We start from the raw sequence: 16,239 nt of genomic DNA on the forward strand, positions 1-16,239 counted from the left end.
CGATTGCCTAATCGGAAGCAAAATGACTTTTTAGAATCTGCTTTTATTTAATTGTCTCAAAAAATAGTTGCAGTTCCAATCGTACCTTTTGTTTTATTGTTGTGTGTAGGTTGCTGCGGTTGAACACGCGTTTAGTCATTCAAAATCGTGGTACGATTCGAACTATGAATCATACCTTTTGTTTTATTGTTGTGTGCAGATTTCTGCGGTTGAACACGCGTTTAGTCATTCAAAATCGCGGTACGATTCGAACTATGAATCGTACCTTTTGTTTTACCGTTGTGTGCAGGTTACTGGGATTGAACACGCGTTTAGTAAATCAATGAGACAAAAAATTATGACTTTGGATGTATTTCGTTGATTTTAGGTTGTGATAAGATTTTACAATCTGTCAAACAATAAAAAAGATAAGCCTCATAACAAAAAAATAAGTATTGAAATATAGTTCACAAACTGATATAACGGAGTTGTAGTAAGCGTTTTCTTTTAAGGAAGGGACATGATTTGATGAAAATTAAAGCAGCAGTTGTTGATGAGAAGGGCGCCGATTTCAAAATTAAGGATGATGTTGAACTTGCGCCAATGCAAGATGACGATATTCAAGTCAAAATGGTAGCTAGTGGAATCTGTCACTCTGATGAAGCACTTCGTAAGGGCGATGCGGAGATTGGTTATCCAATTGTTTTAGGCCATGAAGGTTCTGGAATTGTCGAAAAAGTAGGCGCTCACGTCCAAAACTTTGTTCCTGGTGACCATGTAGTACTTTCATTTTATGCATGTGGCAATTGTGAAAACTGTCTGAAAGGTGTACCCACACAATGCTTACACTACGGTGAAAATAACTTATCAGGAGTGCGTCCTGATAAGAGTGCTCATTTTACTGAAGATGGTCATGATGTTTGTGATATGTTTGATCAATCTTCATTTACTACCACAACAATTGTGAGAGAACGAAATGCGGTTAAGGTTCCGAATGATTTGGATCTACGTAAATTAGGTCCATTGGGTTGTGGCTATGTGACTGGCAGTGGTACTGTGTTGAACACATTAAAGCCACGCCCAGGTCAAACAATTGCAGTGTTTGGTACTGGTGCTGTTGGCTTAGCCGCAATGATGGCTGGCAAGATTTCTGGTTGTACTACTGTTATTGCAGTTGACATTAACGATGATCGCCTGAAGTTAGCTAAAGAATTAGGCGCAACTCAGGTTGTCAATAGTAAGAATGAAGACGCTGTTTCTGCCATTAAAAAGCTAACTAACGGTTATGGAGTCAATTTTGCAGTTGATACAACTGGCGTTACTGCCGTAATGGAGGCTTCAATTAAAGCTCTTGCTCAAGGCGGAGTTTCTGCATGTATTGCGGTCACACCTCACCATATTGATCTCGATACATGGAATGATTTATGTGTTGATGATAAATCAGTGATTGGCGTTAACATGGGTGATTCAATCCCACAAATTGATATTCCACGATTGATTGAATTTTATCGGCAGGGAATGTTTGATTTTGACAAGACTGAAAAGTTCTACAAGTTTGATGAAATCAATCAGGCCAATGCGGACTCCATTAGTGGTAAAACCATTAAGCCTGTGTTAGTAATTGATGAAAGTTATCAATTTTAAATTTAAGTTTAAATTTAAGGAATCAATAATCAAAAACGGCAGCCGATGGGCTGTCGCTTTTTTGATTCGTGTGTTTACAGTTGTATACTAGTAAGGTAACTAAACAAATGAAAGAAGCATGATAATGTCCATTCAACATCGAGAAACGATTCCTGAAAATATTGAGGTTTTTGGCGCTCACGTTAATAATTTGAAGAATTTAAACGTTAAAATTCCGTTAAATGCTTTTGTCGCTATTACAGGCCGGTCCGGTTCAGGTAAATCATCACTAGCAATGGGGGTCTTGTATGCTGAGGGTGCAAGGCGTTATTTAGATTCACTTTCAACCTATACTCGCCGAAGAATTGGTCAGGTAGGCAAAGCTGCAGTTGATCAAGTTAAATACCTACCATCGGCATTGGCTTTAAGACAGCGTCCAACAGTTCCAAGTGTCAGATCGACAGTTGGAACAATGACTGAGAGCTTGAATGTTTTACGACTGATCTTTTCACGGTTAGGATCACATCGATGTCCAAATGGTCATCAGGTACCACCGACATTAACGGTTGCGGAGAATATGGGCGAAGTGGTTTGTCCAGTATGTCATGTAAAATTTACAGCGTTTGGAGCCGAGGACTTTGCGTTTAATTCGCAAGGGGCTTGTCCTGATTGTAATGGCACTGGTAAAGTGCGACAGATCATGGCTGAGCGATTAATTCCAGATCAAACCAAAACTTTACGTGAAGGGGCAGTGGCATCTTGGCGGTTACCCGGACGAAACTTCATGATTTATGTTGCTCAACAGATTGGAATTCCAATTGATACACCATTTAATGAATTGAGTAGTGCGGATCAAACACAAGTATGGCACGGTGAAAAAAAACAGTACGCAATTAATATTCCATCTAAAACAGGCAAGATTTTTCATATGGATAACGCTCAGTTTGAAAATGCATATGCGGCAGTAGAAGATAGTTTGGCTACAACTACTAACGAGCGTGCTATTCAACGGCTTAATCGATTTTATTCATTTGCCACCTGTCCGACTTGTCATGGTAATCGCTTTAAACCGGCTCTTTTGACCACAAAATTGGCAGGTTTGGATATTGCACAAGTAAGTCAAATGACAGTTGCAGAACTAAAAAAATTCAGTCAAGAAATTTTAAATTGGTTGCCTACTGAAATGAGTTCCATCGGTAAAAATTTAGTTGGCGAACTGACCGATAGCTTGCAACCCATCCTTGATCTTGGTTTGGATTATTTAACACTTGATCGCGCGGGTGAAACATTATCAACTGGTGAATTACAACGAATTCAACTAGGTAGAACGCTAAGAAGTGAAACAACGGGAGTGCTTTATGTTTTAGATGAACCGTCTATTGGATTACATCCAGCTAACGTAGCTGGCTTAATTAAAGTTTTACATCAGTTAGTGCAGATGGGTAATTCTCTCGTGGTAGTAGATCATGATGCCAGTATTATTGCAGCAGCTGATTACGTCATTGAAATTGGTCCACAAGCTGGAAAAAAGGGTGGCAAGATTGTTGATCAAGGCACTGTGGACCAGATTAAACAATTACCTACATCCTTAATTGGACCATTCTTGACAGGAACAGCTAATCTAAGAGTTCGCCCGCAAATTTCAAAAAAACAATTAACTGCTAGTGATCAGCTTCAAATTACAGTTGGGGATCGATACAATCTCCACAATGTGAGTGCTCAATTTTTGCTTCGGCATTTAAACGTCGTTTCTGGCTATTCAGGTGCAGGCAAGTCAACGTTAATTATGGATAGCTTGATTCCTGGATTAGAGGCTGTCAATCAAGGTCAGCCATTGCCAAGCCATGTTAAAGCGCTCAAGGCAAATGGAATTAATAATGTAGTGACTGTCGATTCTGTTCCGGTGGGAAAAAATGTACGTTCAACTGTGGCAACATATACTGGAGTATTAGATGAGTTACGCAAATTATTTGCCAGCACAAAACAAGCTCAACAATTAAACTTTAATGCAAGTCACTTTTCTTACAATGTAAAAGCAGGTGCTTGTCCGACTTGTAATGGGACGGGTTCGATTTCATTAGACATTCAATACTTACCGGACATGATTGAAGAGTGTCCGACTTGTCATGGTAACCGATATAATGAGGCAACATTGGCTGTTAAATGGCGACAACGAAGCATTGCTGATATTTTATCATTGGATGTTAATGCAGCAATTGATACTTTTAAAACAGAACCAAAAATATCATCAATTTTAATAAAACTGCAAAAAATGGGGCTGGGGTACCTTCATTTAGGAGAAAGTACACCAGCACTTTCCGGTGGTGAAGCTCAACGACTTAAGTTAGTGTCACATATGGAAAAAAAGCAGGATCAAACTCTATTTGTCTTTGATGAGCCTTCAGTTGGATTGCATCCGTTAGATATTCAAACGCTAATTAAGGTCTTTGATCAATTGTTATCACAGGGTGCTACCATTATAGTGATTGAGCATGATCTAGATATTTTATCCAATGCTGATTATATTGTTGATTTAGGACCTAAAGGAGGACAATTAGGCGGTCGAGTTGTTGGTAGTGGAACGCCAATTGAATTGGCAGATAATCAAAACAGCGAAACTGGTAAATTCTTAAAACAACACTTAAATTTATTTGCGATGCATTAATTGATGTTTAAATATGGCATATATTTCCTTAAATTATGCTAAAAAATAATAGCTAGCCGCGGCTGAGCGAGATTGTATGCTAAAATGTATCCTGATTATAATTAGAGATGGAGACCAGAAGTTATGAATAATCAGCCATCAGGATTTAAGCGCTGGCGAGAGGAATTTAAAGAGTGGCTGTCACCATTGTGGCAACGATTCAAACAAGTACTAAAGCGATTTTGGCATCGATTCCAACTAACTCGGTGGATCATCATTGTCTTTTTGTCAATTTTTCTATTAGTTAGTGGTTATCTGACCGTGGTGGCTAAAACGGCCCACGTTAGTAATTTGAAAGCGACACTGGAAAAACCAACGATGGTTTATGATAAAGACGGTGATTCTGCTGGTAGTTTATATTCGCAAAAGGGAACTTATGTGTCACTGGACAAGATTTCAACTAATATTCAAAATTCAGTCCTATCAACAGAAGATCGGAACTTTTATCATGAACATGGGTTCTCAGTTAAGGGAATTGCCCGTGCTGCGTATTTGTATGCTAAAAATAAAGTTTTGCGTCGGGATTATATTTCTGGTGGAGGTAGTACGCTAACGCAGCAGTTAGTTAAAAATGCTTATTTAACTCAGCAACAAACCTTTACTCGAAAAGCTAAAGAAATTTTTATTTCGATTGAAGTTGAAAATGTGTATTCAAAAAACGATATTTTAACAATGTATTTAAACAATGCTTATTTTGGTAACGGTGTTTGGGGAGTTCAAGATGCTTCAGAAAGGTACTTTAACCGTTCCGCTAGCGAATTAACTGTTCCGCAAGCAGCAATGTTGGCCGGAATGCTGACATCGCCTAGTGGATATGATCCAGTTGCACACCCTGCTGCTGCTAAGCAACGACGAAACGTAGTCCTGCAACTAATGGTGGAAAATGATAAAATAACGCAATCACAGGCTAATCAATACAAACAAACAGCGCTGACAATCACAAACGGCTATAAGCAGACAGATACTTATAAGTACCCATATTACTTCGATGCGGTGATTGATGAGGCGATTAATAAGTACGATTTATCCGAAGAAGATATTATGAACAAGGGGTACAAAATTTATACAACTTTGGATCAAAATCAACAACAAGATATGCAAACAATTTTCAAGAATGATAATAATTTTCCTACTGATTCCGCCGATGGCACACAAGTTCAAGCTGCCTCAATTGCCATTAATCCAAATAGTGGTGGCGTAACTGCCGTAGTTGGTGGTCGAGGGACACATGTGTTTAGAGGGTTTAATCGAGCTACTCAAATGAAACGACAACCAGGTTCAGCAATTAAGCCAATTGCAGTTTATACGCCAGCATTAGAAAATGGATACTTTTATGATTCGATTTTGCAGGATAAGAAACAGTCATATGGCACTAATAATTACACCCCTAAAAATTATGACGATACCTATAGTGGTAAGGTACCAATGTACAAAGCCTTGGCACAAAGTCTAAATGCACCAACAGTGTGGTTATTGAATAAAATTGGTGTGAACAAGGGATATGAATCTGTTAAGAAGTTTGGTTTACCGGTCACAAGTAAGGATAATAACTTGGCTTTGGCATTGGGTGGACTGTCAACTGGGGTTTCACCACAACAATTAGCGGGTGCGTACACTGCATTTGCAAATGATGGTAAGTTAACGACTCCCCACTTTATTACGAAGGTGGTCGATGCTTCAGGTAAGACAATCGTCAACAATGATAACCCAAAGAAAAAGCAGATTATATCTAAAAAGGTAGCTAAGCAAATGACTAGTATGTTGCTTGGCGTGTTTAATGATGGAACCGGTAAAACAGCTAAACCAGTCGGCTATTCTGTGGCTGGTAAAACTGGAAGTACGTCTTCGGATGTGATAAATGGGCAAGATTCTGAACGTGATAAATGGATTGTGGGTTACACCCCTGATGTTGTGGTTGCAACATGGGAAGGGTATGACACGACTGATGAGAGTCACACGCTGAATGAATCGACTTATGTTAATACGAACACATTGTTTAAGACGGAGATGACTAAGATCTTACCAAATACTAAGCAAACTGAGTTTGATACTAAGGATGCTGCTACACTGGCACAAAATAAGAGTAATTCGTCAACTGATGTATGGGACGAGCTGCAAAATGGTGCCTCGGAATTTGGTGATAAAGTATCACAAGGTGCTAACTCAGTAGGCCAAAAGGCATCAGAATGGTGGAGTAAGGCTAAGTCAATTGTGGGACAATAAAATAGTGCAATTAGGTACGTTACAATGACAAAATAAGTGCATCTTTCAAAAAAAGATGTGCTTTTTTTGTTGTTACACGAAAATTTATGTAGCTGAGAACACGGTTTAAAATAAAAAATGCATGCATGGCGGAGAGTCCGTATTAGGTTTAGCCAAATCCAATGTGCAAATGGTGGTATTATAGCAAAATCAGCGACATTTTGAATAAAACTACCGCATAATTCAGAATTACAATCGCAAATGAAGTATACTGAAACTTATAAAATATTATTCAGGGGAAAACAGATGATCAAAAAAACGACAATTCGTGATTTAGCACAAGCGGCTGGTGTTTCTGTGACCACTGTTTCACAAATTTTAAACGGTAAGGGACAGCGTTTCAGTAGTGAAACAAGACTGCATGTTTTAAAATTACAAAAGGAACTAAATTATGTGCCAGATTTCAATGCACGTAATTTAATTTTAAAATCATCACAGTCAATTGGGGTTTTAGTGCCCAATATTGGCAATCCATTTTTTAGCACCTTTATTAAGGGAATTCAGACAACTGCACGGGAATTACAGTATATTCCGTTAATTTTTGGTGCTAATCATGATGAAAAAATTGAGAGTTATTATTTAGAGAAAATGATTGAACGAGCAACTGGTGGATTGATTATTGCTAGTGCTTCAATTACAACGGAAACAATTGATACAACGTTGAAGAAAAATGGAATACCATACCTGTTAATGGATCAAAATCCGATTGTGGATGGCGATCGTGTCCAGACTAATGATTTTGATGGGGGTAAATTAGCTGCTGAGCATTTGCTCTCACTTGGCCACCAGCAATTTGCTATCACAATGCCTAGCGAGCCAACTGCAAATCTACTACGTCGAGTGGCGGGTTTTAAGCAGGTGTTAGCATCCAAGGGACTGGTATTTGAGCAAGTAGTAACAATTGTTTATGCGCCAATGACCAAAGCAGGGGGCTATGAAGCAACTCGTGAGGTTTTAGCTAGTGGTGCTACGGCAGTTTTTGCGATTAATGATGAAATGGCGATTGGATTATACCGTGGTCTACGGCAGCAAGGTATTTTGATTCCGACAGATATTTCCGTTATAGGTTATGATAATATTGATTTAGATGAATATGTTGAGCCAATGCTAACAACGATTCAACAGCCAATTTTGGAAATGGGCTCAATGGCAACGAGGCTGTTAGTCAATCGAATTAAAGAACCATTGATTGCTCCTCAGGTTGTTGATTTACCAGTTGAACTAATTCAACGACAAAGTACAGGAGTCCCAAAAATAAATTAGATTAATGATTTTATGATTGTAAGCCTTTACTAGTTTGTGGTAGGCTATAGTTAAACAAACAGGTGCCGTATAATTTAATTAGTAAAACGATTTACCTGATAAATAAATAAAAAGGAGTTTTCTTCATGACAAATAAAGTGACAGTACTCGGTAGTTTAAACGTTGATACGACATTACGGGTTAAGAGAATGCCACAGCCTGGCGAAACATTGATGACTGAAAATAAAAGTAGTGCTGCAGGTGGTAAAGGCGCTAATCAAGCTGTCGCCGCAGCTCGTGCTGGTGCGCAAACTAGTTTTATTGGTAAGGTTGGTAAGGATAGTGCGGGTCAGTTTATGGTTGAATCTTTAAATGATGATCAGATTGACACCACTGGTATTGCCGTTGATGAAACGGTTGGAACAGGATCTGCATTTATTTTGTTAGATGAAGAAGGTCAAAATAGTATTTTGGTTTATGGCGGTTCCAATAAACGAGTTTCAAAACAAGAAGTTGATGCAGCTGCAACGCAGATTAAGCAAGCTGATTTTGTTATTTCACAGTTTGAAACGCCACAAATTGCTGCGTTAGAAGCGTTTAAATTAGCCAAAGAAAATAATGTAAAGACGATTTTAAATCCAGCTCCTGCTTCTCAGATTGAGCCAGAATTATTACAAGTTACCGACCTGATCATACCAAACGAAACGGAAAGTGCCAGTTTAACTGGAATTGAAATCACTGATGAGGCATCGATGATTGCTAGTGCAGAGGCCTTCCAAAAAATGGGTGTTAAAAACCTAATTATTACAGTTGGTAGTAAAGGTGCGTTCTTCGCTACTGCGACTGAGCATGACTTTGTACCAGCATTTAAAGTCAAAGCGGTTGATACGACCGCTGCAGGGGACACCTTTATTGGTGCATTGAGTTCACAATTGAAACCTGATCTATCTAACATGGCAACTGCATTAGTCTTTGCACAGCGGGCCAGCTCGATTACGGTTCAACGACTTGGTGCAATGCCATCAATTCCAACTTTAGCAGAGATTGAGGCTGCCAGTAAATAATAAAAATATTGAGCAGATAGGCAAGCCGTTTATAAAATGATACAATAGAATTAAATTATCCTAGGAGGACAACTATGGTCGTCAATATTTATGATTCTGCAAATCAGATGGAACGTGATTTACGCTCAACACAAGAGTTTATCGCTTTGAAAGAAGCCTATGAAACAATGAAACAAGATGCGGCTACGTTCAAAATGTTTCGGGATTTCCAAAACATGCAGATCCAGTTACAACAAAAACAATATCAAGGGCAACAACCAAGTGAAGATGAAATTAAAAATGCCCAGGAATTAGCTGGTAAAGTTGGCGAAGTTGATTCAATTAAACAGTTAATGGAAAAAGAAAAGGCTGTTGATCAGTTATTGAGTGAAGTTAATAATGTAATCACGAAGCCAATCCAAGAGTTGTATCAAGAATAACGACAAAGCTGAGCGCCGGTATTATTACGAGCACTCAGCTTTTTTAGTTGAAATGGGGATATAAAATGAAGTTTATTCATACTGCCGATTTACATTTAGATAGTCCGTTTTTAGGCCTGCAAGATGCACCGGACGAATTATGGCAGTCAATTCAGCAGTCAACATTTACATCATTTGAACGAATTGTTAACGAGGCAATTAAGTTTAAAGTTGATTTTGTCTGCATTACTGGTGATATCTTTGATCGCGATCAACGAAGTATCACTGCTGAAAACTTTTTCGTGCAACAGTGTACGCGACTGCAAGAGGAAAAAATTGATGTTTTTTTGAGTTATGGTAATCATGATTATCAGTCAGTTACCAGTGACACCCAGATTTTACCAAGTAATGTGCATGTCTTTGGCAATCAAGTAGAAACTAAACAACTGACGCTGGCAGATGATACAACAGTAGCAATTACAGGATTTAGTTATGCTAATCGGTGGATTGAGAATGATCAAACTGACAGTTATCCAATTAAAGGCAATGTTAATTGGCAGATCGGGATGTTGCACGGGTCGTTGACTGGATTAAAGAACCCGCACGATAATTATGCCCCATTTACAGTGCAGGAATTACTTGCTAAAAATTATGATTATTGGGCGCTAGGACATATTCATAAACGGCAGATTGTTCACGAAAATCCAGTAATTGCATATTGTGGGAACTCACAGGGGCGTCACCGTAACGAGGCTGGTCCAAAAGGTTATTATTTGGTAACAGAAAAAAATCAACAGCTGGTACCTCAGTTCCATGAAACCGCGCCTATTGATTGGCAAACAATGGTGATTGAATTAAGCCAGGTTGATTCGGCAGCAGAATTAGTAAGCAATTTAGAACGAGAAATTGAGACAAAGCTTGATTCTACGCGACAGACTTTAGTGTCACTGCGATTAAAAAATAGTGAAGTATTGAGCAGTGAATTAATGGCGCAAATTAATAATGGCAGTATATTGGTACGGTTACAGACAGCAATCAAGACTACTGGAACCATTATGTTTTGGCCATACGAAGCTAAAATAAAGACAAGTATTAAACAGCCAAGTTTCATATCACTAGACCAACATTACTGGGATGAAGCTGCCCAATCCGTATTTACCAGCCAAACGGTAACTAATTTTGCGGAAAAGTTATTCCGCCATTCCTTTATTGAAGACCGGTTCAGTCAGCCGCAAGAGTTGATCGATTTGCAAGAAAAAGTTGCTTTATCCCTACAAACTAACCAAAACCAGGAGGAACAGTTAGATGAAGATTCGACAAATTCAGATTGATGGTTTTGGTAAGTGGCAAGGGCAATCATTTGAAATTAATCCTAAGTTACAAGTTATTTATGGCCAAAATGAGGCTGGCAAAACAACGCTCAGTCGTTTTATTACAAGTGTTTTATTTGGATTTGCAAACGGTCACCAGCAGTACCAACAATATTTACCCAAAAATGGGGCGGCGTACGGTGGCCAATTAATGATTGACTCTGATAACCAAACCTACCACTTAAAACGGACTAAGGGAAAAAATGGTGGAACATTGGAAATTACGGACGATGAAGGAACAGTTTTGCCGTCCAGTCAGTTAGAATCTATTTTAGGCCCGATTGATCAAGATCTATATTCGGCGATTTTTAGTTTTTCTCAGTTGGATCTGAATGCTATTTTTAGTTTGAATCGTGAGGATTTATTAACTCATCTGCAACGCGTTGGAGCAGTTGGAAGTTCACAATGGTTAGCGTTGATTAAAGAACATGATAAGATAGCGGATGAAATTTATAAACCGAAGGGCCGTAAGCCAGAGTTAAATATCAGACTAAAAGAATATGAGCAGTTGGATGCACAAGTGCAACAAGCGGCTGGTCAATATGATCACTATCAAGATTTATTGACGCGTATGGCCAAACTTGGGCAGGAGCTTCAGGATGAACGACGACAATTGGATCAAGATCAAAATAGGCTTGAGCATCTCCAAGAATTGAGTCAATTAATGCCAGTTTTTACTCGACTTAACGAAGCTGATTTAAAGACGACAGTAGTAATAACAAATGATGACGTGACGCAAGTCCAACAGTTACAGGCTGATCTAGCTGAAATTACGGCTCAGCAGGTTCAAGTACAACAACAATTAAATACAGTTGCACAAGATGGGCAACTGAACAGAAAACAGCAGTTTTATTTTGATCATATAAATAAGTTTGATGAAATCAAACAATCATTACCTCGATTAAGTCTCCAAATTGAGCAGCAGGCCAATCAAAACCAGCAAATAGATACATGGACACATGCACAGCAACAAATTTTGACTCATTATAATGTTGATCGATTGCCACAAGCTGTAACTAGTCAGCAAATTACAGTTTTGGAACAATTATTTACAAAACAACAAGCATTGAAAAGCGAGTTAGAATCTGAAAAGCAACAACGGTTATTAACGCCAAATACTAACAACAAAACCCCATGGTGGAGTTGGGGCATTGCATTAGTTGCAGTAATCCTAATAATGATGGCCAGCAATTTATTTCTTAAGCTACTAGCTGGAGTGATTTTATTGGGTGGGTTAGCTGCACCATTTTGGTTAAGGCAATCTAAAAAGACGAATAATGACCAGAATAAAATGATTCTTGACGAACTTCAAGATAAATTAGCTACAGTTGAACAGCAGTTGAAGCGTTTTGGAATAGAAAACCAGTTATCTCAGTTTGACCAAAATCAATGGCTGGCGATGCAAGGTGATTTGCGTCGTTTTAATGATTTGGAACAACAGATTAATCAGTTGAACGCGACCCAGGTACAAATAGCTAATCAAATAGCCGATTTTAGAAAAAAATTAGCTTTTGCACATGACTGGATTCCTAATGAAGAACAAGCTTCGTCATTGGTCAAACATGTTGAACAGTTTATCGAGGAACAGCAGATAGCAAAAGATTCCTGGCAATCACAACAGCAACAAACTGAGATTTTGACACATCAATTGCAACAGATCAATCAGCGTCAGATGGTCAAAGAAAATCAAAAAATGACGATTTATAAGCAGCTTAACATCAATAATGATGCTGACTTTAAAACTACTTATCACCAATTTTTACAGGCAACTGCTGAACATGAAAAAGTGACAGCTTTAACAAGCCAAATATCAGTAGAACAGCGTAATGAATTGGCTAAATTTACAGATGCCGATGATTTAGCTAATCAATTAAATGATGTTCGGCAAACTGTTGCTGTAACAAAACAATTAATTGATGATAAATTTAGACAGCAGACCAGTACTCAATTAGAAATCGAACAATTAGCTAAGAGTGGGACGCTAACAAGCTTGCGGCAAAAGCAGGCTAACTTACAGACCACCATAAATCAATTAGTGTTTGAGTGGTTAAGCGAGAAAATGACTTCTGCATGGATTAATAAGGCGTTACAGTTAGCATCTGCTGATCGATTCCCACAAATTATTGCACAAGCAAATAATTTCTTTGCAACTTTAACACAACAGCACTATGTTAAAATCAATATTGGTGAAGAAGTTATTTCTGTGGTTGACAATACTGGTCAGTTGTTTGAAGTTGGCGAGTTATCACAAGGAACAGCAGAACAACTTTATGTAGCATTACGATTTGGGTTTGCAGCAGTCATGAGCGATACAGTTAATTTGCCATTGTTAATTGATGATGGCTTTGTCAGTTTTGACAATCTTAGGAAAGAAGCTGTGTTTGAAATTTTAACTTCTATTAGTCAGCATAATCAGGTAATTTATTTTACTGCTGATGATCGGATTTTAAATGATACTGCTATTGATACTGTAATTAACTTAGATAAAGGGTAGGTGAGATTATGGCAACCAAAAAATTATTTGAATTTGAAGTAGACGAAGTAATGGATATCTTTGTGTTGATTAAAAGTGCAGATGCGCGACTTGCTAAAAACGGAAAACGATTTTTAGCAATGACGTTTGAAGATGATTCTGGCGAGCTTGCTGGGATGTACTGGGATGCAAAAGATGAAGATGTAGCGTTGTTTGAACCGGGCAAAGTAGTTAAATTAAATGCTAAGCGAGAAAATTATCAAGGTAAACCGCAAGTCAAAATCATTGGATTACGTTTAGCTAAGGAAACAGAGCCACATGATCCAAGTTATTTTTTGCCCCACGCACCGGAAAAACGTAGTGAAATTGAAGCACAAATAGATCAATTTATTTTTGAAATTACACAACCAACTTGGAACCGAATTGTCCGTAATTTACTGCAAAAGCATCACGAAGCTTTTTTTACGTTTCCAGCAGCTAAGACTAACCACCATGCATTTGCTGGTGGACTGTCGTTTCACACATTATCAATTTTAAGGTTAGCTAAGGCAGTTAGTAGTCAATATGAAGGAATTGACACGGCATTATTGTATGCTGGTACTATCTTGCATGATTTAGGTAAGACTGTGGAACTCTCTGGACCAGTATCGACTAGTTACACAGTGGCAGGTAATTTGATCGGCCATATTTCCTTAGTAGACGGTGAGATTGTCGCGGCGTGCCAAACATTGAAACTAGATCCACAGCAAGAAGATGTGCTGTTATTGCGTCATGTAATATTAGCGCATCACGGAATGTTAGAATATGGATCGCCAGTTACACCACATGTTTTGGAGGCAGAGATATTACATCGACTAGATGAGATGGATGCGTCTATCATGATGATTCAAGGGGCAATGGCTCATACTAAACCAGGCGAATTTTCCGAAAGGGTGTTTGGTTTGGATAAACGAAGCTTTTACCGAGAATCGGAAGATGAATAGATTAAATTAAAGTATAAAACAGAGTGGAAAATAACGTGATTAGATTCTGAACATACTCCGTTGTCCAAAAAACTAAACCGATAAATCAGTACGTTTTCATGGCAGACTAGATTAACAAATGATCTGTACTTTAGGTTGTTTACTAAATCGTAGCTAAGCAGAATAATCTGTTTTATTTTCTCGTTCTAGCCTTAAAAATTCGTAACGCAAAAGGAGCTACAACAAACATAGTTTTTGTTGTAGCTCCTTTTTGGGTAAAGATTAAGTTAATAATAGAGAATTACGCTCGATTAACTTGAAGTTGTACTTGAAGACGTTGAAAGATAATCGTAAAGGATATTCTTCAAATCGCTATCCTTGATAGAAACATTACCTTTCTTCAACACTTTTGTAACCACTTTGTGTAATTTAGTGCTGTTACTCATATCTTCAGTAATGATTTGTTCTTTCAGGTCAGCAGTATGTTCCTTTTCAGTACCTTTACCTGGGTTTTTAACCATGTAAATAATTTGATAACCACTGTCTGTTTTGACAGGTGAGGTTGTATATTCACCAGTCTTAAGTTTAAAGGCAGCTTTCTTGTAAGCAGAGTCAAGAGATGTATCTGTGTTATCAAATGCACTAACAACACCACCGGTACTCTTATTAGAGGTATCCGTTGATTTACTCTTAGCAAGTTTCTTAAAGGCTTTGAGTTTATCGCCGGAAGTGCTATTTAGTTGGTCAATAATATCTTGAGCGGTTGCTTTTTTAGCTACTAAGATTTCAGCAGTTTGAACTTTCGGTTGGAATGACTTCCACTGTTTGTCGATATCTGATTGGCTAATCTTAGTGTAATCCTTAACGGCAGCCTTTAATAATAAGTTTGAGCGAATTTCTTCTTTTAAACTTGAGGTTGTCATACTGTTTTGTGACAAGACACTACTGAATGAAGTACCGTATTGAGACTTATACGTATTGTATTCTTTTGTAACGGCTGCTTTAGAAACATCGTCACCATATTCTTTTTCAAGGACCTTGTTCAAGATCATCTGTTGAAGTACTTGTTTACCACTGGAAGTTGACTTCAGGCTACTGTAATAAGCACTTTCTGTAATTTTACCACCACTTGTGGTAGCAACAGCTTTGTTTCCACATGCTGCTAGTGGCACCATCAATGCCACTCCGGCTAAAATTGCAAGCCATTTTTTCATGTAATATCCACATCCATTTCTTAGATTATAAGTTTAAAACGTAAAAACTCACCTGTCTAATATAACACAAACCAAAAAGGGGGGAAGCTTAGACAGTGAAAGTTTACAAAAAATTCATATCCGAGCACGTTAATTTGATAATTTCTTAAGATTTTGTGCTAGCCAGATACTTTCAAACCTATTTACGGTTATTTCAAACCTATTTACGGTTAATGGATGTTTGTGACAATCGATCAATTTCTGTTTGCATTTTGTTTTGTAATTCTTGAATCCGATCTAGACGCGGCTTTGTTTTGAAGTTAAACTCATCAATCTTTTTTTGTAGTTCCGTTATTTCAGGCTGGGTCTGCGTAACTGATTGTTCTAATTTAGATACACTTTGAGCAAAATTTTGACTGGCAGCACCCAATTCCTTAACATCTTGAATGAGATTTTTAATTGAATTTAGTGGGTTTTTCATATTAATCCTCCATATGATCAATAATTGATTGTTGAATCTTTTGATAATCAGCGGCGGAGTAATTAGCTGAATTGTCTTTGAAAATCATTTTAAAGTCATCGTGATCAGTATAACGAGGTACCAAATGAAAATGTGAGTGGAAAACTGATTGATACGCAACAGCCCCATTATTATTAAGGACATTCATTCCTTTGATTGTAGGATTGGAAGCTTTAACGGCCCGAGCTATTTTAGGAATGCGAGCAAAGACGGCACTGGCTAGTTCTTCATCGTATGCAAATAAATCTGGCACATGTTTTTTAGGAATTACTAGCGTATGACCTGGTGTGCCTTGAGAGATATCTAGAAATGCTTTGACAATGTCATCTTCATAAACCGTGTAACTTGGAATTTCATTAGCAATGATTTTACAAAAAATACAATCATCCATTAAAAGGCCTTCTTTCAGTAATTACTATCTCTTAGTATACAAGAGAATCGCCGGTCGC

The 16,239-nt window shown here is 38.0% G+C and carries 12 protein-coding genes; 9 read left to right on the top strand and 3 right to left on the bottom strand.

The features are described 5' to 3' along the window. Positions 1-507: 507 nt before the first annotated feature. From FFM51_RS03970 to FFM51_RS04010, 9 genes are all read left to right on the top strand, one after another. Positions 508-1,623 carry an NAD(P)-dependent alcohol dehydrogenase gene (locus tag FFM51_RS03970; protein WP_137597342.1) on the top strand — a complete coding sequence of 372 codons (1,116 nt, stop codon included), beginning with the start codon at positions 508-510 and terminating at the stop codon, positions 1,621-1,623. A 124-nt stretch (positions 1,624-1,747) separates the two neighbouring features. Then, positions 1,748-4,267 carry an excinuclease ABC subunit UvrA gene (locus FFM51_RS03975; protein ID WP_137597343.1) on the top strand — a complete coding sequence of 840 codons (2,520 nt, stop codon included), beginning with the start codon at positions 1,748-1,750 and terminating at the stop codon, positions 4,265-4,267. A 123-nt stretch (positions 4,268-4,390) separates the two neighbouring features. Further along, positions 4,391-6,529 (top strand): PBP1A family penicillin-binding protein, encoded by a 2,139-nt coding sequence (locus tag FFM51_RS03980; RefSeq protein ID WP_137597344.1) that lies wholly within the window; start codon positions 4,391-4,393, stop codon positions 6,527-6,529. Between the two features lie 285 nt (positions 6,530-6,814). Next, positions 6,815-7,831 carry a ribose utilization transcriptional repressor RbsR gene (gene rbsR, locus FFM51_RS03985; RefSeq protein ID WP_137597345.1) on the top strand — a complete coding sequence of 339 codons (1,017 nt, stop codon included), beginning with the start codon at positions 6,815-6,817 and terminating at the stop codon, positions 7,829-7,831. Between the two features lie 125 nt (positions 7,832-7,956). Beyond that, positions 7,957-8,874 carry a ribokinase gene (gene rbsK / locus FFM51_RS03990; RefSeq protein WP_137597346.1) on the top strand — a complete coding sequence of 306 codons (918 nt, stop codon included), beginning with the start codon at positions 7,957-7,959 and terminating at the stop codon, positions 8,872-8,874. Between the two features lie 74 nt (positions 8,875-8,948). Beyond that, a complete protein-coding gene (locus FFM51_RS03995; RefSeq protein WP_137597347.1) occupies positions 8,949-9,293 on the top strand; it encodes a YlbF family regulator in 345 nt (114 codons plus the stop codon). 65 nt (positions 9,294-9,358) lie between these two features. Beyond that, the gene (locus FFM51_RS04000; RefSeq protein WP_137597348.1) at positions 9,359-10,603 is read left to right on the top strand and encodes a metallophosphoesterase family protein; all 1,245 of its coding nucleotides are present in this window, start codon (positions 9,359-9,361) and stop codon (positions 10,601-10,603) included. Continuing rightward, positions 10,578-13,136 carry an ATP-binding protein gene (locus tag FFM51_RS04005; protein ID WP_137597349.1) on the top strand — a complete coding sequence of 853 codons (2,559 nt, stop codon included), beginning with the start codon at positions 10,578-10,580 and terminating at the stop codon, positions 13,134-13,136. Before FFM51_RS04000 ends, FFM51_RS04005 begins: the two co-directional genes overlap by 26 nt. Positions 13,137-13,144: 8 nt before the next feature. Further along, on the top strand, positions 13,145-14,098 hold the full coding sequence (locus FFM51_RS04010) for a 3'-5' exoribonuclease YhaM family protein (protein WP_137597350.1): 954 nt from the start codon (positions 13,145-13,147) through the stop codon (positions 14,096-14,098). Between the two features lie 290 nt (positions 14,099-14,388). Here the strand turns inward: FFM51_RS04010 and FFM51_RS04015 are convergent, their stop codons facing one another. The 3 genes from FFM51_RS04015 to FFM51_RS04025 form a co-directional block, all read right to left on the bottom strand. After that, positions 14,389-15,291 (bottom strand): peptidylprolyl isomerase, encoded by a 903-nt coding sequence (locus FFM51_RS04015; protein WP_137597351.1) that lies wholly within the window; start codon positions 15,289-15,291, stop codon positions 14,389-14,391. Between the two features lie 199 nt (positions 15,292-15,490). After that, positions 15,491-15,751 (bottom strand): hypothetical protein, encoded by a 261-nt coding sequence (locus FFM51_RS04020; protein ID WP_137597352.1) that lies wholly within the window; start codon positions 15,749-15,751, stop codon positions 15,491-15,493. A gap of 1 nt (position 15,752) precedes the next feature. Beyond that, on the bottom strand, positions 15,753-16,181 hold the full coding sequence (locus FFM51_RS04025; RefSeq protein WP_137597353.1) for an HIT family protein: 429 nt from the start codon (positions 16,179-16,181) through the stop codon (positions 15,753-15,755). Positions 16,182-16,239: the final 58 nt, after the last annotated feature.

Source organism: Paucilactobacillus kaifaensis, from assembly GCF_005405145.1.
Classification (GTDB): Bacteria; Bacillota; Bacilli; order Lactobacillales; family Lactobacillaceae; genus Paucilactobacillus; species Paucilactobacillus kaifaensis.